At 62.0% G+C, this 20,386-nt stretch carries 20 protein-coding genes and 1 pseudogene; 19 read left to right on the top strand and 2 right to left on the bottom strand.

Annotation, left to right across the window (positions count from 1 at the left end):
- The first annotated feature begins 35 nt into the window (after nucleotides 1-35).
- Entirely contained in the window at nucleotides 36-1,541 is a 1,506-nt protein-coding gene (gene lysS / locus SPISAL_RS05650; RefSeq protein WP_016353514.1) for a lysine--tRNA ligase, read from the top strand.
- Here lysS and ygfZ read toward each other — a convergent pair.
- Nucleotides 1,523-2,533 carry a CAF17-like 4Fe-4S cluster assembly/insertion protein YgfZ gene (gene ygfZ / locus SPISAL_RS05645; RefSeq protein WP_016353513.1) on the bottom strand — a complete coding sequence of 337 codons (1,011 nt, stop codon included), beginning with the start codon at nucleotides 2,531-2,533 and terminating at the stop codon, nucleotides 1,523-1,525. The genes lysS and ygfZ overlap by 19 nt on opposite strands.
- Nucleotides 2,534-2,618: 85 nt before the next feature.
- Here ygfZ and SPISAL_RS08840 point away from each other — a divergent pair, with 85 nt between their 5' ends.
- The 18 genes and pseudogenes from SPISAL_RS08840 to acpS form a co-directional block, all read left to right on the top strand.
- Nucleotides 2,619-2,792: a DUF1674 domain-containing protein gene (locus SPISAL_RS08840; RefSeq protein WP_016353512.1), complete on the top strand. Its 174-nt coding sequence runs from the start codon at nucleotides 2,619-2,621 to the stop codon at nucleotides 2,790-2,792.
- Nucleotides 2,793-2,905: 113 nt separating this feature from the next.
- On the top strand, nucleotides 2,906-3,286 hold the full coding sequence (sdhC, locus tag SPISAL_RS05640; RefSeq protein WP_016353511.1) for a succinate dehydrogenase, cytochrome b556 subunit: 381 nt from the start codon (nucleotides 2,906-2,908) through the stop codon (nucleotides 3,284-3,286).
- Between the two features lie 11 nt (nucleotides 3,287-3,297).
- A complete protein-coding gene (sdhD, locus tag SPISAL_RS05635; protein WP_016353510.1) occupies nucleotides 3,298-3,678 on the top strand; it encodes a succinate dehydrogenase, hydrophobic membrane anchor protein in 381 nt (126 codons plus the stop codon).
- Nucleotides 3,679-3,682: 4 nt separating this feature from the next.
- Nucleotides 3,683-5,470 carry a succinate dehydrogenase flavoprotein subunit gene (gene sdhA / locus SPISAL_RS05630; RefSeq protein WP_016353509.1) on the top strand — a complete coding sequence of 596 codons (1,788 nt, stop codon included), beginning with the start codon at nucleotides 3,683-3,685 and terminating at the stop codon, nucleotides 5,468-5,470.
- A gap of 17 nt (nucleotides 5,471-5,487) precedes the next feature.
- Nucleotides 5,488-6,267: a succinate dehydrogenase iron-sulfur subunit gene (locus SPISAL_RS05625; protein ID WP_016353508.1), complete on the top strand. Its 780-nt coding sequence runs from the start codon at nucleotides 5,488-5,490 to the stop codon at nucleotides 6,265-6,267.
- An 8-nt stretch (nucleotides 6,268-6,275) separates the two neighbouring features.
- On the top strand, nucleotides 6,276-6,533 hold the full coding sequence (locus tag SPISAL_RS05620; protein WP_016353507.1) for an FAD assembly factor SdhE: 258 nt from the start codon (nucleotides 6,276-6,278) through the stop codon (nucleotides 6,531-6,533).
- A gap of 97 nt (nucleotides 6,534-6,630) precedes the next feature.
- On the top strand, nucleotides 6,631-6,918 hold the full coding sequence (locus SPISAL_RS05615; RefSeq protein WP_016353506.1) for a hypothetical protein: 288 nt from the start codon (nucleotides 6,631-6,633) through the stop codon (nucleotides 6,916-6,918).
- A gap of 121 nt (nucleotides 6,919-7,039) precedes the next feature.
- Entirely contained in the window at nucleotides 7,040-7,627 is a 588-nt protein-coding gene (gene rpoE, locus SPISAL_RS05610) for an RNA polymerase sigma factor RpoE (RefSeq protein ID WP_016353505.1), read from the top strand.
- 4 nt (nucleotides 7,628-7,631) lie between these two features.
- Nucleotides 7,632-8,222, top strand: coding sequence for a sigma-E factor negative regulatory protein (locus SPISAL_RS08685; RefSeq protein ID WP_016353504.1), 591 nt, complete (start codon nucleotides 7,632-7,634; stop codon nucleotides 8,220-8,222).
- Nucleotides 8,206-9,201, top strand: coding sequence for a MucB/RseB C-terminal domain-containing protein (locus SPISAL_RS05600; RefSeq protein WP_081633224.1), 996 nt, complete (start codon nucleotides 8,206-8,208; stop codon nucleotides 9,199-9,201). The genes SPISAL_RS08685 and SPISAL_RS05600 overlap by 17 nt, the downstream gene beginning before the upstream one ends.
- Before the next feature lie 28 nt (nucleotides 9,202-9,229).
- Entirely contained in the window at nucleotides 9,230-10,693 is a 1,464-nt protein-coding gene (locus SPISAL_RS05595; protein ID WP_016353502.1) for a DegQ family serine endoprotease, read from the top strand.
- A 111-nt stretch (nucleotides 10,694-10,804) separates the two neighbouring features.
- Complete coding sequence (gene lepA, locus SPISAL_RS05590) at nucleotides 10,805-12,601, top strand: translation elongation factor 4 (RefSeq protein WP_016353501.1); 1,797 nt, start codon at nucleotides 10,805-10,807, stop codon at nucleotides 12,599-12,601.
- Nucleotides 12,602-12,622: 21 nt separating this feature from the next.
- A complete protein-coding gene (gene lepB / locus SPISAL_RS05585; RefSeq protein ID WP_016353500.1) occupies nucleotides 12,623-13,360 on the top strand; it encodes a signal peptidase I in 738 nt (245 codons plus the stop codon).
- Between the two features lie 21 nt (nucleotides 13,361-13,381).
- The gene (gene rnc, locus SPISAL_RS05580; protein WP_016353499.1) at nucleotides 13,382-14,101 is read left to right on the top strand and encodes a ribonuclease III; all 720 of its coding nucleotides are present in this window, start codon (nucleotides 13,382-13,384) and stop codon (nucleotides 14,099-14,101) included.
- A complete protein-coding gene (gene era, locus SPISAL_RS05575) occupies nucleotides 14,098-15,012 on the top strand; it encodes a GTPase Era (protein ID WP_016353498.1) in 915 nt (304 codons plus the stop codon). The genes rnc and era overlap by 4 nt, the downstream gene beginning before the upstream one ends.
- A complete protein-coding gene (gene recO / locus SPISAL_RS05570; protein ID WP_016353497.1) occupies nucleotides 15,012-15,767 on the top strand; it encodes a DNA repair protein RecO in 756 nt (251 codons plus the stop codon). The genes era and recO overlap by 1 nt, the downstream gene beginning before the upstream one ends.
- Nucleotides 15,742-16,491 carry a pyridoxine 5'-phosphate synthase gene (gene pdxJ / locus SPISAL_RS05565; RefSeq protein WP_016353496.1) on the top strand — a complete coding sequence of 250 codons (750 nt, stop codon included), beginning with the start codon at nucleotides 15,742-15,744 and terminating at the stop codon, nucleotides 16,489-16,491. The genes recO and pdxJ overlap by 26 nt, the downstream gene beginning before the upstream one ends.
- Nucleotides 16,488-16,865, top strand: a pseudogene (gene acpS / locus SPISAL_RS08835) (holo-ACP synthase); the annotation flags it as partial. The gene pdxJ and the pseudogene acpS, both read left to right, overlap by 4 nt.
- Here the strand turns inward: acpS and SPISAL_RS05560 are convergent.
- Nucleotides 16,865-20,347 (bottom strand): FAD-dependent oxidoreductase, encoded by a 3,483-nt coding sequence (locus tag SPISAL_RS05560; RefSeq protein WP_016353494.1) that lies wholly within the window; start codon nucleotides 20,345-20,347, stop codon nucleotides 16,865-16,867. The pseudogene acpS and the gene SPISAL_RS05560 overlap by 1 nt on opposite strands.
- Nucleotides 20,348-20,386 lie beyond the last annotated feature (39 nt).

Here is a 20,386-nt window from a genome sequence, read left to right as displayed (position 1 = left end):
CCGGTCGCAGAATTAAAACGAGGGATAACGCTGCCATGGCCGAAGAAAATGACGAACATCGACTGATTGCCGAGCGTCGGCGCAAGCTTGCCGATTGGCGCGAGACCGGCACGGCATTTCCCAACGATTTCGCGCGCAAGGATCTGGCTGGTGATCTTCAAGCCCATCATGCCAACGACGATGCCGACGCGCTCCAGACCGCTGGTGTTGAGGCGGCCGTGGCCGGTCGCATGGTCCTCAAGCGGGTTATGGGCAAGGCGAGCTTTGCCACGATTCGCGACATGAGCGGTGACATTCAGCTCTTCATTCGCCGGGATGATTTGCCCGAAGGGGTCTATCAGGCGTTCAAGAGCTGGGACGTGGGGGATATCGTCGGCGCGGCGGGCACGCTGATGCGCACGCAAACCGGCGAGCTGTCGGTGCACTGTCACACCCTGCGGCTGTTGACCAAATCTCTGCGGCCGTTGCCCGACAAATATCATGGTTTGGGCGACACGGAGGCGCGTTACCGGCAGCGGTATCTGGATCTGATGACCAATCCAGAGGCGCGGCGGATTTTTAATACCCGCAGTCGCATCGTGCGTTTCATCCGGGATGTGTTCCACGAGCGGGGCTTTCTTGAGGTGGAAACCCCGATGATGCAGCCCATTCCAGGGGGTGCGGCGGCGCGCCCGTTTGTGACCCACCACAACGCCCTGGAGCTTGATTTGTATCTGCGGGTGGCCCCGGAGCTGTATCTGAAGCGGCTGGTGGTCGGTGGCTTCGAGCGGGTTTACGAGATTAATCGCAACTTCCGCAACGAGGGCGTTTCGACTCGGCACAATCCCGAATTCACGATGCTTGAGTTCTACGAGGCGTATGCCGATTACACCAACGCCATGGACCTGACCGAGGCCTTGTTGCGCGGACTCGCGCGCGAAGTTTGCGGGGGTGAGCAGCTAACCTGGCAGGGTGAGACGATTGACCTGGCGCCGGCTTTTGCCCGCATCAGTGTGGCCGATGCCGTGCTCGCCCAGAATCCTGCCTTGACCGGTCAGCTGGATGATCGCGAGGCCCTCGCGCATTACGCAGAAGGCCTCGGAATCAGCCCTCAAGCGCACTGGGGGGCCGGTAAGCTGCTGCTGGAGATCTTCGAGAAAACCGCTGAGGCCGCGTTTCGCCAGCCGACGTTTGTGGTGGATTACCCGGTCGAGGTCTCGCCGCTGGCCCGCCCGAAAGACGATGACCCGTCCGTCACGGAGCGCTTCGAGCTGATCATCGCTGGCCGGGAAATCGCCAATGGGTTCTCCGAGCTCAACGATGCGGAAGACCAGGCGCGGCGCTTTCGCCGCCAGGCCGACGAAAAGGCGGCGGGTGATGACGAGGCAATGCACTACGACGAGGACTACGTACAGGCGCTCGAGTACGGCATGCCGCCCGCCGTGGGTGAGGGGATCGGAATCGACCGGCTGGTCATGCTGTTGACCGACAGCGCGTCGATCCGGGATGTGCTGCTGTTCCCGGCGATGCGTCCGCGCAACAGTCAGGCCGGCGGGGCGTAGGGCAACTCGAGCAGGGCGAGCGGCCAGTCGTCGACGGCGAGTGCCGCGTCGCTGGCCGCCTCGATCCGCAGGACGGCGAGCAGTTCGCTGCCGCCCGCTGGTGCTTGGGCGGCGCTCACTACGGTACCGGCCTCACTGCCGTCCGCCCGAGTGATCGGGGTGCCAGGCGCCGGTGGATCCGCCGGTAGAGCGGCCCGGTATAGACGACGCTTCAGGCTGCCAAGGTAGTGCATTCGTGCGACGACCTCTTGGCCGGGATAACAGCCCTTTTCATAGCTGATTCCACCAAGGGGCTCGAGATTCAGCATGGTGGGCACGAACGCTTCTTGCGTCGCCGGTGTGATGTCAGGCACGCCGGCCTGAATATCCATCCACTGCCAGAACCGCTCATCGCCCTGCGTCAGCGCCTCGGTGTAACGAACCCACAGCGCCTGCATCTGCCCGGCCGGCGCCAGGAGCATGTAGCGCAGTCCCTCGGCAGCGGGCACCGCGATCACGTGCAAATCGCCGGCGCGAATCAGCCCACCAGCCACCCGCGGCAGCGTCCCGACCGCCTCGCTCAGCAGCGTCTCTGCGGTCGGGCCAGCCACCCCCAGAAGGGCCTCTGATTCGGACAGGTCTGTCAGCGCAACCTGTGCCCGCAGAACGAACATCTGCAGTTTTGGTCGAATTTGGTGCAGTGTTTCAGCATGACCGAGCAGCACCAGACCGGTGTCGGAAGGCACGACACGTACGATGGCCCGGGCTCGCCCCTTGGCGTTGCACCAGGCGGCCAGGCGCGTCTCGTCGTCAGCAAGATCGGTGATCGACTGGGTTAGTTGGCTGTGCAGAAAATCGCGCGCATCTGCGCCAGCCACATGCAGCGCGGCAAGGCTGGGAAGCGGGGCGACGACCCCGCTGTCCTTCGCTGCGGTGGCGAGCGTCTCCGGGTCGGCGAGCGGTGCATCGGTGACGGTGTGATCCGTGAGGAGGTCATCCCAGACGCCCGACATGAAAGACTCCCGATTGAATGATTGTGCGATGGTCGATATGTGATAATGACATTTCAGCAATGATCCATGTACCCGGAGGATGGCCATGAGTGACGAAAATCAGACTCAGCCGGAGCGCTCGCGGGAAGACCCGGAAGCGCCAACTCAGGTGGATTGGCAAGATGCCCGGACCTGGCCGAAAGAGGTCGGCGGCAAGAAAGGCCCCGAGCCCACTCGGTACGGTGATTGGGAGAGCAACGGCCGGTGCACCGACTTTTAGGTTACACGGGTATCTGCCCGAGCATGTTGCGGTGCATGATATTGCGCCTACTGCCAAGGGCGCGTATTTTTACGGAATAATTTCAAACTATCCTGCACCTGGAGAGTCCCTCGATGAGCACGGATAATCGGCCTCTTTCACCGCACCTTCAGGTTTACCGCCTGCCGTTCACTGCGATCACCTCGATCAGTCACCGAATCTCCGGGGTATTGCTTGCCGGTGGTGCGCTTGTCCTGGTGTATTGGGTGGTCGCTGCCGCGGCTGGCCCGCAGAGCTACGCCACCGCCAGTGCCATTCTCGGAAGCCTCCCGGTCCAGGCACTGCTCTTTATCTGGACGTTCGTGTTGTTCTATCACCTGTGCAACGGCATTCGTCATCTCTTCTGGGATGCCGGTTACGGGTTCGAGCTGCAGACGGCGGAGCGCTCGGGCCAGGCCGTCATTGGTGGCGCGGCTGTGCTCACGCTGGTCGCCTGGCTCATCGCGCTGGTTTAGGAGAACGCATCATGGAATTTCGCAGTCCGATCAAGGAAGCGCGGGGGCTGGGTGCCTCTCATCACGGCACGAGCCACTGGTGGGCGCAACGCGTTACAGCCATCGGCATGGTGCCGCTCATGCTCTGGTTGGTGGTTGGTCTTGCTGCCAATGCGGGCGGTTCACACGCTGAAGCGGTCGCCTGGCTGGGCAACCCGGTGAACGCGGTTATCCTGGTCGTTCTTTTTGGCGTCTTGTTCTATCACGCCTCACTGGGGCTTCAGGTGGTGCTCGAAGACTATGTAAGCCATAAGGGCGTCCGGCTTGGAATTGTGCTCGGCGTGCGGTTCCTTGCCCTGCTGCTTGCCACGACGGCCATCTTTGCTGTCCTCACGATTGCACTCGGAGGCTGAATTCATGAGCACCGATTACGAGATCACAGACCACACCTATGACGTGGTGGTTGTCGGCGCCGGTGGCGCCGGGCTGCGGGCAACCTTCGGTATGGCGGAGAAGGGCCTCAAAACTGCCTGCCTGACTAAAGTCTTTCCGACCCGTAGTCATACCGTGGCGGCACAGGGCGGCGTGAGTGCCGCGCTGGGTAACATGGGTGAGGACGACTGGCGCTGGCATGCCTACGACACCATCAAAGGGTCGGATTGGCTTGGTGACCAGGACGCCATTGAGTACATGTGCCGCGAGGCCATACCGGCCATCATCGAGCTTGAGCACTACGGGGTGCCGTTCTCCCGGACCGAAGAGGGCAAGATCTATCAGCGTCCCTTCGGTGGTATGACGACGCACTTTGGTGATGGCACCGCGCAGCGGACCTGCGCCGCGGCTGATCGCACGGGCCACGCCATTTTGCACACGCTCTACCAGCAGTCGCTCGCTCATCAGGCCGAGTTTTACATCGAGTTCTTCGCCCTCGACCTGATCATGGAAAATGGTGAATGTCGGGGGGTGATCGCCCTCGAGCTCGCCACCGGCAAAATCCACCGATTCCGGGCCCACATTGTTGTGTTGGCCACCGGTGGCTACGGACGCGCCTGGTTCTCCTGCACATCAGCCCATACCTGTACGGGTGATGGCGGTGGCATGGTGCTGCGTGCCGGGCTGCCGTTGCAGGACATGGAATTCACCCAGTTTCATCCAACGGGCGTCTATGGTGCGGGCTGTCTGATCACCGAGGGCGTACGCGGCGAGGGCGGTTATCTCACCAACTCCGAGGGTGAGCGCTTCATGGAGCGTTATGCCCCGAACGCGAAGGATCTGGCCTCACGCGACGTTGTCTCACGATCCATGACGATCGAGATCCGCGAGGGCCGAGGTGTCGGCCCGAACAGCGACCACATTCATTTGCATCTCGAGCACTTGGGCCCGGAGGTGATCAATCAGCGCCTCCCCGGTATTGCCGAGACGGCCCGTATCTTTGCCGGCGTCGATGTAACTCAGGCGCCCATTCCCGTGCTGCCGACGGTGCACTACAACATGGGCGGCATTCCGACCAACTACCGGGCAGAGGTTGTCGCCCCACGTGACGGCGACCCGGATGCCGTGGTGCCCGGCCTCATGGCCATCGGTGAGGCCGGTTGTATCTCCGTGCACGGGGCCAATCGGCTGGGCTCGAATTCCCTGCTGGATCTGGTGGTCTTTGGCCGCGCGGCGGCTATCCGTGCGGCCGAGATCGTGGCGGATTGCGGTGAGCACAAGCCGCTGCCCGCCGATAGCGCGGCTTATTCGCTGGGACGCCTTGATCGGCTGCGGAATGCGGATGGTGATGAGCCGACGGCCAAGATTCGGGAGCAGATGCAAAAGACGATGCAAGAGTATGCGGCGGTCTTCCGCACGGCCGATACGCTGGAAGAGGGCAGCCGTCGGATTCACGAAATCCACGGCATGCTGGAGAACGTCAAGGTGGTGGACCGCTCACTGATCTGGAACACCGATCTTGTCGAGACGCTGGAACTTGAGAACCTGCTGGGCAACGCGGTCGTCAGTCTCGACTCGGCGCTGAACCGGCAGGAGAGCCGCGGAGCCCACGCCCGTGAGGACTTTGGCGAGCGTGATGACGAGCACTGGATGAAGCACACTGTGTCCTGGCTGCAGGAAAGCGGTGACGTCCAGCTGGATTATCGACCGGTGCACATGACGACACTCAGCGACGAGATGGACGTCATCCCGCCGAAAAAGCGTGTGTACTGAGACAGGAGAGGTTAGCCATGGCCCAGTTCATCCTGCCCCCGAATTCCCGCATCAAGCAGGGCGAGCACCATGCCGCGCCTGAGGGCGTAGCGAATACGCGGATCTTCAAGGTCTATCGATGGGAGCCTGACAGTGGTGAAAACCCCCGGCTCGATACCTACGAGGTTGACCTCGACACCTGTGGCCCAATGGTGCTCGACGCCCTTGTGAAGATTAAAAACGAGATTGACCCGACGTTAACCTTCCGGCGCTCCTGCCGTGAGGGGATCTGCGGGTCGTGCGCGATGAACATTGACGGGCGCAATACGCTGGCCTGCACCAAGGCAATCGATGAAATCGATAACGAGGTACGCATCTACCCGTTGCCGTCCATGCGGGTTGTAAAAGACCTCGTGCCCGACATGACGCACTTCTATGCACAGTATGCCTCGATCCGTCCCTGGATCAGGACGCAAACGCCGCCGCCACCGGATCGCGAGCGCTTGCAGAGCCCCGAGGACCGCGAAGAGCTCGACGGCCTCTACGAGTGCATTATGTGTGCGTGTTGCCAGACCTCCTGCCCAAGTTACTGGTGGAACCCGGATCGCTACCTCGGCCCGGCTATTCTGCTGCAGGCGTACCGCTGGGTAGCGGATAGTCGTGATGAGGACACCGGTGCGCGGTTGGATGATCTGGACGATGCATTCAAGCTTTACCGGTGTCATACGATCATGAACTGTGCCTCGGCGTGTCCGAAGGGATTGAACCCGGCCAAGGCGATTGCTGAGCTGAAACGCTTGATGGTGGCTCGGCAGTAGCCGGTCGCGTGAGCGAGCAATCACGTCTGCGATGGCGCTGTCGGCGAGGCACAACCGAGCTTGATCGACTGCTGACGCGATTCCTGGAGGCGGATTCGGGCGGGTATGGTGCGCTCGATTCCGACGGCCGGGGCTGTTTCGAACGACTGCTCAGCTGCGAAGATGATCAGCTCATCGACTGGCTGCTCAATGGCCAGCCGCCTGCTGAGGATAGCCTTGTTGATCTCGTCCAGCGAATCAGAGCCGCTTCCGGTCTTTCGGCTTGAGCCAAGTCGACCCCTGTGTGCGCTCATCCTCGGGCCGGTAGCGATCGCATGCGGTTTAATCGGGTTATCGGGCGGTCTCTCCCTCTCTTTCAAACTCATGGCCGCCGTTGGGTGTCTAGTCATTGCGGCGGTCGCGTGGCAGCGTCACTGGCCACGACAGCGGCGCGCCGTTCGGGCGTTTGGGCCACTGGGGGGCGGACAATGGTGGGTCGAAACCGCCGCGGGACAGCGATGGCAGGGAGAGCTGAGCGATGCCGTTGTGTGGCCCACGCTGGTTTTCTTCAGCCTGAAATCCGGGTGGCGGTACCGCGGCGTGATGGTGCCGTGCGACGCCCTGTCGGGCGAGGCGCACCGACAGTTGCGACGTCTGCTCATGGCCCGCTAGGGCGTTTGCGCCTCTCCTATGCTTTCGCTAGCCTTCAGTTTTTCCTGAACTTCCCTGGTCAACTTCGGTCAATTCAACTTGGCAGCGTCCGGCTGCCAACGGCGTCGGGCGCGGAGGGACAATGACGACCGCCAGTGCGGACAAGGAGTTAGTGGAGCGTGTACAGGCTGGTGACAAGCAGGCCTTCGATTTGTTGGTGCTCAAGTATCAACACAAATTGGTGAAGCTTGTTTCCCGATACGTACATGATCACGCCGAAGCGCTGGACGTCTCTCAGGAAGCGTTCATCAAGGCCTACCGAGCGTTACCCAAGTTCCGCGGCGACAGTAGTTTTTACACCTGGCTGTATCGCATTGGCATCAATACCGCGAAAAACCACCTGGTCTCGCAAGGTCGGCGTCCCCCGGATAATGATATCGATGCGCAGGATGCGGAACGATATGACATCGAATCGCGTCTCAAGGATCAGGAGTCGCCAGAGGCGCTGGCTCAGCGGGACCAAGTGCAAGAAACGGTTGTTAGCGCGATCGGTGATCTGCCTGAGGACTTGCGCACGGCCATTACGCTGAGGGAGTTCGAGGGATTGACTTACGAGGAAATTGCTCAGGCAATGGACTGCCCCATCGGGACCGTGCGATCGCGGATTTTTCGCGCTCGCGAAGCAATCGACAAGCGGTTAAGGCCGTTGTTGTCAGATACGGATGGATAGAGACATGAACGAAAAGGTGGGTGAAGAGATTTCGGCCTATGTCGACGGCGAGCTCGGCAGCACAGAGACGCGTTTCCTGGCCAAGCGACTGCACTCCGATGCGTCTGCCCGCGAGACGTTGGCGCGTTACCAGACAATCTCCGCGGTCATGCGCGGTGAGTATGCGTCCGGGGCGGAGCAACTCGGTGATCGGGTGAGCGCGGCGCTTGAGGAGGAGTCGGCGCATGAGGGTAATCAAGCCGAAGCGCGCTGGCAGCGCCTTCGGCCCTGGCTCCAGCCTGTGGCTGGCGTGGCCATCGCCGCGTCGGTAGCGGCAGGGTTCTTGACGGTATGGCCCATGCTCTCGGGTGTGGACCAGGGTCCGACTACATCGCCAGAAGTTGCGATGACGCAAGTGCAGGCCGTGCCGTCTGAGGGGGGTCTGGAGCGTGTGGCCTCGGAAGGCACCGCCGCAGGGCAGGCGAGTGCCCTGGATGCCAGTGATCGTCGGCGGCTCAACGCGTATTTTGTCAATCACAGCGAGCATGCAGCGGGCGGTCAGCTGGGCGGCACGCTGAAGTACGCAAGAATTGTGGGTCATGGTAGCGACAAGTAACGGCGTGGTAGTGCGTCTCGCATGTGCTGTCGGGCTCATGGCCTGGGCAGCGGCTGCGATAAGCCAATCCGATAGTCCACGCAGTCTGCTTGAGCGTGCCAGCGAGGCCCGCTCGAGCTACAGCTTTGTCGGCGAGTTCATCTACCAGTACGGCGGTGACATCGAGAGCATGCGTATCTGGCGCGCGGCAAATCCTGAGACAGGGATTCGCGAGCGGCTTGAGTCCCTCTCCGGAGAGTCCCGTGAAATCCTGCGTGACAATGAAACCGTGACCTGCATCCTGCCGAGCAGTGAATCCGTTATGGTCGATGAGCGTCGGCTCCAGCGCCCGCTGGATGCCCGGTTGCCAGGTAATCCTGACGCTTTGCAGCCGAACTATCAGCTCGAAGTCGCAGGGCAGGGCAGAGTGGCAGGCCGCCCGACGACGCGGCTCAACATCGATGCCCGCGACGACCTGCGCTACGGCTATAGGCTCTGGTTTGACGATGAGACGGGCCTGCTGCTGCGTGCCGAGGTGGTCAGCCCGCTCGGCGAGGTGCTCGAGCGGGTCATGGTGCTCAGCTTTGAGCTCCGTGAGCAGATCGACACTGACCAGCTGGCCTCGCAATTACCCCAGGCTGGATACGCTCGGATGACCACCAACAGCCAAGCGCCAGATGACGCGCAGTCGAGTGCAGGACAGGGACTTGATCAATGGTCATTGAACGCATTGCCGGAGGGCTATGCCCTCACGATGAACCAAATGCAGCCGCTGCCTGGCCGAGACAAGCCTGTGCGGCATCTTATGATCAGCGATGGACTGGCGAGCGTCTCCTTGTATATCGAATCGCAGGACCAGGCGGATCCGATTGACGGCTCACGGCAAATGGGTGCGCTCAATGCCTATGGACGGGCGCTGGATGGCTATCAAGCCATCGCGGTAGGCGAGGTGCCGGCCGCTACGGTCGAGCGCGTCGCGAATGCGCTCACCACCAATTAATCCAGCGATTAAGCGGGAAACTGAACCGATGGCCAATCAAACAATGACTCGACACCCAGCAGCTGCGCTGCTGACGCTACTGGTGGCATGGGCGCTCATGGCGGGCACCGCCACCGCGCAGGATGGACTGCCCGATTTTACCGGGTTGGTGGAGAACAACAGCCCGGCAGTCGTGAACATCAGCACCACGCAGGAAATGCAGCCCAGGCAGGGCGGCATGCCGAATGTGCCAGGTATGCCGGGCATGCCAGATATGGATGACTTGCCTGAGGGGCACCCGTTCCGTGATTTCATGGACCGTTTCATGGATGAGGACGGTGAGCGGCGTCGGCAATTTGATACCCGCTCGCTGGGTTCCGGGTTCATTATCTCGGAGGATGGCTACATCCTGACCAATAACCACGTCGTCGAGAATGCCGATGAGATCGTTGTTCGGCTGAATGATCGCCGCCAGATGAACGCCGAGCTGGTCGGTGCCGATGAGCGTACCGATCTCGCCTTGCTTAAAGTGGACGGCGAGGGCCTGCCAACGGTCGAGACAGGCAGCTCATCCGATTTGCAGGTAGGTGAATGGGTTTTAGCGATCGGCTCGCCATTCGGTTTCGAGTACTCGGTTACCGCCGGCATCATCAGCGCCAAGGGGCGCAGCTTGCCGACCGAAAACTATGTCCCGTTTCTGCAGACCGACGTTGCCATCAATCCCGGTAACTCGGGTGGGCCGCTGTTTAACCTGGACGGCGAAGTCATCGGGGTGAACTCTCACATTTATAGCCGTTCCGGAGGCTTCCAGGGCATCTCATTTGCGATCCCGATCGAGCTGGCCGTTGAAGTGGCCGATCAGCTCCGGGACGGTGGGACAGTGAGCCGGGCATGGCTCGGCGTGGTTATCCAGGACGTCACGCGGGAGCTCGCTGAGTCATTCGGCATGGATCGGCCGGAAGGCGCGCTCGTCGCGCAGGTCATGCCCGAATCGCCAGGCGCTAAGGCTGGCTTCGAGTCGGGTGACGTCATTGTCGAATTCAATGGTGAGGATGTCCCCAATTCGGGTTCATTGCCGCCGATGGTGGGGCGTACCGAAGTCGGGTCCACCGTGCCGGTGGTTGTCGTTCGGGATGGCGAGCGCCAGACCATTGACGTCACCCTGGAGCAGCTGCCGGAGGGGAACGAGCGGCCTGGGCAGTCAGGCGGTGGTGCCGAACCTGGCGAGTTTGAAAATCTTGGGATGTCTGTCGAGCCCCTGAATGACGAGCGGCGTGATGCCCTGGGTTTGAGTGCGGATGCGGTCGGGCTGGTCGTGACCGGTGTGGCTGGTGGTCCAGCGGCGGAAGCCGGGCTGCGCCCGGGTGATGTCATTACCCGGGTGAATCGTGAGCCGATCAGTGATGCTGGCGAGCTTCGTGAGCGGCTCTCCGGCGTGCCGTCAGGGCGTACGGTGCCCCTGCTTGTGATGCGCGAGGGCAGTCAGCGTTTCCTTGCCCTGCGTATGCCCTGATCGGTATCGTTCAAGCCTAACGGACCCAACGCAGGTCCACGGGGCCGCAGCAGCCTGAGGTTGCTGCGGCCGATTTGTTCGCGCAACCGGTTGTCTCCGGGCCAGGATTTCATGGACCAGATCAGGAATTTCTCGATCATCGCCCACATTGACCATGGCAAGTCCACGCTTGCCGATCGGCTCATTGAGCGATCCGACGTCTACAACACGCGGAAAATGAACGAGCAAATGCTGGACTCCATGGATCTTGAGCGTGAGCGGGGCATCACGATCAAGGCGCAGAGTGTCTCGCTCGACTATCGGGCGGCTGATGGCAAAACCTACCAGCTCAACTTTATCGACACCCCGGGGCATGTGGATTTCTCCTATGAGGTGAGTCGCTCGCTCTACGCCTGTGAGGGGGCCTTGCTGCTGGTGGATGCCTCCCAAGGCGTCGAAGCGCAAAGCGTGGCCAATTGCTACACCGCGGTGGAACAAGGCCTTGAGGTCATCCCCGTGCTTAACAAGATTGACCTCCCCTCAGCCGAGCCGGATCAGGTGATCCAGCAGATTGAGGAGATCATTGGCCTGGATGGCGCCGAGGTGGTGCCGATCAGTGCAAAGACTGGCCTGGGTGTTGATGATCTGCTCGAGGCGATTGTGGCCCGAATACCGGCACCCACCGGAACGCCCGATGGCCCGCTCAAGGCGCTGATTATCGATTCCTGGTTTGATAACTATCTTGGTGTCGTCTGTTTGGTGCGCGTGTTTGACGGCGAGCTACGCAAAGGTGACCGCATTAAGGTGATGACCACCGGCCGCGAATTCCAGGTCGATGAACTGGGTATTTTTACGCCCCAGCGCACACCCTGGGATGCCCTGAGCGCCGGGCGTGTCGGCTTTGTCGTCGCCGGCATCAAGGACATCGACGGGGCCCCGGTGGGCGACACGTTGACGCATGCCAAGCAGTCCACCGAAACGCCGGTGCCGGGCTTCAAGCACGTGCAGCCGCGGGTGTTTGCGGGGGTCTTCCCGACCAGTTCAGATGACTACGAAGCCTTCCGGGATGCGCTTGGCAAGCTGCGCCTTAATGACGCTGCCCTGCATTACGAGCCGGAAAACTCCGAGGCCCTCGGGTTTGGCTTTCGTTGCGGCTTTCTCGGCATGCTGCACATGGAGATTGTCCAGGAGCGTCTTGAGCGGGAGTATAACCTCGAGCTCATCACGACAGCGCCCACCGTGGTGCACGAGGTGGTGGATAAGGAAGGGGAGACCCTGCTGGTCCATAACCCCTCGCAGCTGCCCGCCAGTAATGCCGTCGAGGAAATCCGGGAGCCGATTATCCTGGCCAGTATCCTCGTGCCGCAGGAATACGTGGGGGCAACGATCAAGCTGTGCGAGGAAAAGCGGGGCATGCAGAAAGGCATGCAGTACGTCGGCAATCAGATCTCGCTGGAATACGAAATGCCGATGGGCGAGGTCGTACTCGATTTCTTTGACCGGCTGAAGTCGGCAACGCGCGGTTACGCCTCGTTCGATTACGAGTTCCGACGCTTCCAGCCCGAGCGGCTGGTCAAGCTGGATATCTTGGTCAACGGCGATCGTGTGGATGCCCTGTCAGTGATTGTGCATCGGGATCAGGCGGAAAGTCGTGGCCGGGAGCTGACCGAGCGACTGAAGCAGATTATCCCGCGGCAGATGTTTGAAGTGGCGATTCAGGCGGCGGTCGGCTCCAAGGTGATTGCGCGCTCATCGGTCAAGGCACTGCGCAAGAATGTGACCGCCAAGTGCTATGGTGGGGACATTACGCGTAAGAAAAAGCTGCTCGAAAAGCAAAAGCAGGGTAAGCGGCGCATGAAACAGGTAGGTCGGGTCGAGATCCCGCAGGACGCCTTCCTGGCGGTTCTGCAGGTGGATCACGACAAGTAGCGACGGGGGCGGGCGGACAAAATGCTGGACTTCGAGACCCTGCTGGTAGCGCTGACCGTGGTCAGTGGTCTGCTGTGGCTGTTTGATCGCATCCGTCGCCGCTATCGTTCCCCCGGTGCGCGCGTAAACTGGCTGGTCGATCTTGGCCGATCGCTATTTCCGGTGATCGTCATCGTGCTGGTGGTTCGCTCGTTCATTGTCGAGCCGTTCCGCATTCCCTCCGGCTCGATGCTGCCGACGCTGGAGGCTGGCGATTTCATCCTTGTTAACAAATTCGGCTATGGGCTGCGGGCACCCGTGACGCATGACTTGATTGCCCCAATCGGCGATCCTGACCGGGGCGATGTCGCGGTGTTCCGTTACCCGCGTGATCCGGGGCAGGATTACATCAAGCGCATCGTGGGTATGCCTGGTGACGAGGTGACTTATTTCGATAAACGCCTTGTGATCAACGGTGAGGCGCTGGCGGTCGAGCCCATGGGGCGTTGGTCTGACGGCGACGGGTTTCGGATGCGCCGCGAGAAGCTCGGTGACGACTGGCATCAGGTGCTGGTCCATGAGCAGTCGCCGGACGCCGGGTTCAGCTTTACGGTGCCAGAAGATCAGTATTTCGTGATGGGCGATAATCGTGATCGCAGCAGCGACAGTCGCTTCTGGGGCCCAGTACCCCGGGATCATCTGGTGGGTCAGGCCTTTTTCATCTGGCTGAGCTGGAATGGTGGGCCGAATTGGTCAAGGATGGGGCAGCTCATTGACTAGCCGTGGTGCGGAGACGGGCGTATGAGCGACCTTGACCAACTCGAAGCACGGCTCGAGTGGCCCTTCAACGACGCGGCGCTGCTGCGCCAGGCCGTGACGCATCGCAGCGCCACGGGTCCGAATAACGAGCGTCTCGAATTCCTGGGTGATTCGATCCTGAACTTCGTGATCGCCTCTGAGGTGTTCAACCGCCGGCCAGATTTGCGTGAGGGCGAGCTCAGCCGCATGCGCGCGGCGCTCGTCAACAAGCATGCGCTAGCGGCGATTGCGCGGCGGTTTGACCTCGGCCCGCACATCGTCCTCGGTAGCGGCGAAATGAAAAGCGGGGGACGACGCCGCGATTCGATTCTCGCCGATGCCCTGGAGGCGCTTATCGGTGCGGTCTATCTGGACGGGGGGTATGAGGCGGGCCGAGCGCTGGTGTTACGCCTGTACCAGGACGATCTTTCCAGCCTCCCTGACATGGAGGCCCACAAAGACCCCAAAACGCGGCTGCAAGAATACCTTCAGGGCCGCCATCTCGATTTGCCGCACTATGCGGTCGAAGAGGTCAGTGGCCGGGCCCATGCGCAGACTTTTCGGGTGGTCTGCACCAGCGAGGCGCTGCAATTGATCGGTGAGGGCCTGGCGGGAAACCGTCGACAGGCCGAGCAAGCAGCGGCGAACGATTTGCTGGCCAAACTGGCCCCGCTTTCCGGCAACGGCCAAACACCGAATAACACGGACGGAGCGTCTGCATGAGCGAACCCGATACGCAAACCGCGGATCTGCCCGCCGGGTTCGTCGCGCTGGTCGGGCGACCCAATGTCGGTAAATCCACGCTGCTGAATGCCCTGCTGGGTCAGAAAGTCAGTATCGCCACGCGTAAGCCGCAGACGACCCGACATCGTATCCTCGGCATCCACCAGCGCGGGGATGCTCAGATTATCTATGTCGATACGCCAGGGCTCCACGAGGGCGGGCGGACCGCGATGAATCGCTACCTGAATGATGCGGCGGGCAGCGCGCTCGGAGATGTCGACGTGGTCGTGATGCTGACGGAGGCCTATCGATGGTTGCCCGGTGACGATCGTGTCCTGCAGCGCCTGGACTCCATTGGCGCGCCGGTCATTGCCGCAATGAACAAGGTCGACCGGATGGCCGACAAAAACCGCCTGCTACCCGCCATCGGCGAGATGGACAGCCGCCGGTCGTTTGCGGCTGTTGTACCGGTGTCGGCAGAAAAAAAGGACAATCTCGAAGCGCTTGAGCAGGCGATTATTGAGCATCTGCCAAGCAGTCCAGCCCTGTTTCCTCGGGATCAGGTGACCGATCGAGGCGAGCAGTTCATGGCCGCTGAGCTTGTCCGTGAACAGGTGACGTTGCAGCTAGGCGATGAGCTGCCCTACGCGAGCACGGTAGAAATCGAGGCCTTCGAGCAAGAAGGCCAGTTACGCCGAATCGCTGCCATTGTCTGGGTAGAGCGTACCGGACAGCGCCGCATCGTGATTGGTGAGGGCGGAGAGCGCATCAAGCGCATTGGCGCGGCCGCCCGCCATGAGATGGAGCGGCTGTTCGGTGGTCGGGTCTATCTCAAGCTCTGGGTCAAGGTGCGTGAGGGGTGGTCGGATGATCAACGTGTGCTCCAGGCCCTGGGCTACCGCGAGGAGTGATGGCGGAGGCCAGTGGTGAGGCGGCCCTGGAGCCGGCATTTGTGCTACACAGCCGGGCCTACCGCAATACCAGCTTGTTGCTCGAGTTACTCACGCGGGGTCATGGCCGCATTGGCCTGGTGGCCCGTGGGGCCCGCGGGCCGCGATCGCGAACGGCTGGGCTGCTGCAGCCTTTCCAGCCGTTAGCGGCGAGCTGGCGTGCCCGGGGCGAGCTTGGCAACCTGCGACAGGTCGAAGGGGCCGGGCGGCCACTGCGGCTGATCGGGCGGCGTCTGGTGAGCGGGTTTTATGCCAATGAGCTACTGCTGCGGTTGCTGGGCCGTGACGACCCGCATCCAGGTCTGTTCGAGTGCTATGTCGGTTTTCTTGAAGCGCTGACGGCTGAGGCCGATGAAGCCGTCGCCCTGCGGACTTTCGAGCGCGATCTGTTGGCCCTGCTCGGGTACGGCCTGGCACTGGAGCGAGATACCGACAATCACCGTCTGGCACCGGATCAGTGGTACCGGTACGATCCGACGCGAGGCGCGATGGCGGTGGGTGGTCCGCAGGCCGGGGGGCTCGTGCTCTCAGGCCGGCTGCTGCTAGCGCTTGGTGAAGACCCCATCAGTGCCGAGACGGCGCGGCAGAGCCGCGATCTGATGCGCGCCGCCCTGCGACCGCATATTGGTGACCGGCCACTGAAAAGCCGCGAACTGTATGCCCGATACCCTGCAACCGGAGGTCACGAGAATGGCGCATCATCAGGGCAGTCTTGAGCCGCTTCTTGGCGTGAATGTCGACCATGTCGCTGGGCTGCGCCAAGCCCGCGGGACGCGTTATCCCGACCCCGTGCTGGCTGCTGCTCTGGCTGAGCAGGCGGGCGCAGACGCCATCACGGTGCACCTCCGAGAGGACCGGCGGCATATCAATGACGTCGACATTCAACGCATGGCACAAGCCATTCAAACGCGCATGAATCTGGAGATGGCGGTCACCGAAGAGATGATCGGCATTGCCACGGCGCTTGGGCCCACCGATGTCTGTCTCGTACCGGAAAAGCGCGAGGAAATTACCACCGAGGGTGGGCTGGATGTGGCAGGTGATCTGGCGCGCTGCCGGTCGGCGTGCCAACGCCTGGCCGACGCCGGCATCCGGGTTTCCTTGTTTGTGGATCCTGACCCGGCACAGCTCGAGGCCGCCGTGGAGGTTGGGGCGCCAGTGGTGGAGCTGCACACGGGGGCATTCGCCGATGCCACCCAGGATGGCGCCATTCACGCCGAGTTTCAGCGCATCCATGACGCCGCCACCCGGGGACATTCCCTCGGGTTACAGGTGAATGCGGGTCATGGGCTGCACTACCACAACGTCGCACCGATCGCCGCCTTGCGTGAGATCACGGAGCTCAATATCGGTCATGCGATTGTCGGGCGAGCGGTGTTTACCGGCCTGGAAGCCGCAGTGAGTGAGATGAAACGCTTGATTCGAGAGGCTCGGCAATGAGTGTTGTGGGCATCGGCACCGATATGGTGGCCGTTGAACGGATAGCGCGTATGCAGGATGCCCACGGCGAGCGTCTGGCGGTGCGACTGCTCGCGCCGGCCGAGCTGGCGGAATATCAAGACACCGAGTCCAAAGCCGCGTTTCTGGCGCGGCGCTTCGCAGCCAAGGAAGCGGCGGCGAAGGCCCTTGGCTGCGGAATCGGTGGTCGCGCCGGGTTTCATGACCTGGTCGTCACGCATACCCCTGCCGGTGCCCCATTGCTCAAGTTCAGTGGCGTCGCCCGCGAGACCGCGGCGGCCCTGGAGGTGACCGCCACGCATCTGAGCATTACCGATGAGCAGGATCACGCCATGGCATTTGTGGTACTCGAGGGCTACGGAGCCTCGGGCAGTACCGCTTCCAGCCACTGGCCGTTCAGCCGATCGCTGAGACGATTCTGTTGCTGTCTGGCGGCGAGATTATCGAGGTCGATCCAGGTCAAGGGCTGATCCTGGCCCGCACAGGAGAAGACCGGGCGGGTCCGCTCACCGGTTTCCGGGTCAATCTGCCACTGCAGGCATTGCGCGCAAACGCCCTGCATCATGCACTGCATGGGGCTACCAACCGTGCCAAAGGCATCGCAGCCCTCGGCCACACGTGCTTTGAGTTCACCTTTCACCGCACTCTGGAAGCCCTTGAGCAATCCCGTGCCGCCCATGACCATAATTCGGTCGACATCAGCCAGCGGGATGCCGCCCGCCTCGGGTCCTAACTCACCGTCTCCGTAACGCTTGACCACATCGATCATGTCGGTGGCCTGAAGGCTGACATCCTGCGCGCGCCGCGCCTCGATCAAGTCGTCTTTCGCCGTGCACCAGATAATCTGATCGGCGCCGGCCTCGAGCTCGTCTTGATGATCCACATCACCAGCCGATCCAAAGGCCGCGACGTAGAGGACGCGGTTGCCAGCAGCGCGCAGGGCCGCGCCAATATCGAGCATGACCGCAGCGCCCCAGCGTCCGGCAACCACCATGATGGTCCGCCCCGTTGGCATATCCGTGGGCGCGCCCGTCGGGCCCATCAGTACGAGCGGGTCCCCGGGCTGCAACCGGCCAACCAGCCTTGGCCCGGCCCCCCATTGCAGCACCATCAGCCGAATGCAGTCGTCTTTTACGCCCGTTCCGGAGACGGTGATAAGCGGGATCTGCAGCCGCGTGTTATTCACCACGGGCGAGAGGGACTCGAAGGTCTGCAGGCGGTAGAACTGCCCGGCACGGAAATTTCGGGCCGCCATGGGTGCGCGAACCCAGACTTCCACCATGGCCGGGTTGTCCCGCTTGACCTCGACGACCCGGGGCGTGAGCAGATCATCCATGCGCGTTAGAAACGCCGCATGTGGCTCATCACTGCCGGGCATTTCGTGCGCCATGCTCGCCATGACATAGGGGTAGGTGCGCATGCCCGAGGCAATCGCTTTGACCACGCTGCCATGGAAGGCGGGGTGCGTGTCGCCGATGAACGTCACCCGGCGGCCACCCTCGTTGTATGAGGTGAATGGCCCGAAGACACGCGATTTGCAGTGCTCGGCGTCATCGACGGGCTCCAGGCCGTTATCCGTCGGCGTGTGGGGCAGGAAATGATTGCCATCGAGGGCAAAGGTGTCGTGGTGCTCACGCTCGTAGATCGTGTTCGGCACCGTCCCGGCGGCGATGAAGATGGCCCGGGCGGGGAGTCGACGCTCTGCACCTGTCGGTACCCATCGCCCGTCCTGCCGGCTCAGCTCCCGGCAGACCAGGCCGCTGACATGCTGGTATTCATCGACTTCGGCCTGTAGCGGCTCGAGGCCCTCGGCGTAGTAGAGCGCCTCCTCGGTGGCCTTGGTGACCTCCTCATGGTTACGCACATAGGCCGGTGAGTCACTCATGCCCTTGCGATAGGCAACGGTCACGCCACCCCAGCCTCGAATCAGCGGGTTAAAGTCCGGCGCCCGATTCTCCTGCTCAGCCGCCGCCCGTTCGGCGCGAACCGCCCGGCCGTGTTCACAGAACTCGGTCAGGGTGGCCTGATCTTCGTCGTTCATACCGGCAGTGACTGCCTGCTCACCGAAGTGCTCAACCAGGCGCTCGTAGCGCTCAAGCATCTTTTCAACCTGCTTGATGTAGTAGGCCTGGACCTCGGTGGCGGTATCGATACCGGTCAGGCCACCCCCTACGACAACGGCCGGCAGGCGGACTTGCAGGCTGGCCAGGCTGGAGGCTTTGGCCGCCCCCGTTAGCTGGAGCGCCATGAGGAAGTCACTCGCCTGACGCATCCCCCGGGCGAGGCTGTTACCCATGTGCACGACACGGGGCAGGCCGGCCCCCGTTGCGTTGACGACATGGTCAAAGCCAAGGGCCCAGGCATCCTCCAGGGTCACCGTGCCGCCAAGCCGGGCACCTCCATAGACACGGAAGTTCTGTCGCCGCGCCAGCGTCAGGTAGATCAGCTTCAGGAAGTTTTTGTCCCAGCGCACGGTGATGCCGTATTCCGCTACACCGCCAAAGCCCATCAGGATGCGCTCGTCGAGGTCTTCCTGCAGATCGGCCCAGCGCTCGACCGGGGCGTTGAGGACCGAGTCGGGCAGCGGCTCGATTTTAAGGCCATCCACACCAACCACGGCGGTACCCGTCATCGTGAGGTAGTGCGCCATCGTGAATCCGGCTGGCCCCATACCGGCGACAAGGACGCGCCGGTCATTATTGGGTTGCTGGATGTATTGCTCGCGACGCAGCGGATTCCAGCGCGTCAGTAGGTGGTACAGCTCCACGCCCCAGGGCAGGTCCAGCGCATCCGTGAGCACTCGGGTTTCGATCTGCGGGATGTCGACCGGATCTTGCTTCTGGTAGATGCAGCCTTTCATGCAGTCGTTGCAGATGCGATGTCCAGTGGCCGGCACCATGGGGTTGTCCACCATGACCATCGCCAGGGCTGCCAGGTTGTAGCCATCGCGGCGCAGCACATGCATCTCGGAGATCTTTTCCTCGAGTGGGCAGCCGGTCAGCGTGACGCCCAGCGGATCATGCTTGAAGCCAAGCTCAGGCTGGGTCTTCTTCTCGGGGAATCCCTTGGAGCAGAAATCGCCCTCGTGATCATGGCAGTAGATGCAGTAATGCACCTCGCTCTGGACCTCGCGGGGCGTCATACGGGCGTCGGTCAGAGAGAATCCATCGCGTGGGCGCCACCGCTCAGGCGCGGCCTGACGGCGGGTCACGCCATCAACCTCCACGGTTTCACTCGGCACCAGGTCGAAGTGATCCACACGCTCAGGGAGCTTGAAGCTGGCCCAGCCCCGCACGCGGGCCTGACCTTCCGGGGTCTGGCGCGCAAGCTTGCACCAGGCGGTGAGGGTTTCTATCGCCTCGGCGTTTTGGGTCTCATCCTCGAGGAGCGCCATGCCAAACCGCGCCACGGCACCCTCTTCATCGTTATCTTCAACGCGCCCGATCCCGGCACGCAAAGCCCCATCAAGCTCAGCAAAAGTCGACTCCACGGGGCGACGATGCTTTTTGACCCGACGTTGCACGTAGGCCTGCTTGAACTGCATCACCACATCGTCGGCGAGGATGGCTTCGCGATCAGCAGCGAGACGCTCGGCAATGCCGAATAGACGCCCCAGAAAGGCTTCTACATGGGGGCCCAGGGCGATGAGTAAATCACTGTTCTCGGTGCCCGGCAGGTCGCTGTCGCGGCCCCGGTAATCCACCAGTTGCCGGGCGAGGGCCGGATTGGCGGTTTGCAGCGCTTCCAGGAATTGCGCGTCGAGCGCTTGTAAGCCCTCCGGCGTCTGCAAAGTGTCGAAGTCGAGTCCGTAAGTGGCAAGTGCGGCGTTGAGATCCATGGTGTCCCAGTGGCATTGATGGTTAGAGCGCCGATGATG

The sequence above is a fragment of the Spiribacter salinus M19-40 genome (genome assembly GCF_000319575.2).
In the GTDB taxonomy this organism is placed as follows: Bacteria; Pseudomonadota; Gammaproteobacteria; order Nitrococcales; family Nitrococcaceae; genus Spiribacter; species Spiribacter salinus.
Note: the sequence above shows the minus strand (reverse complement) of the source record. Positions and strands in the feature narration are given on the sequence as shown.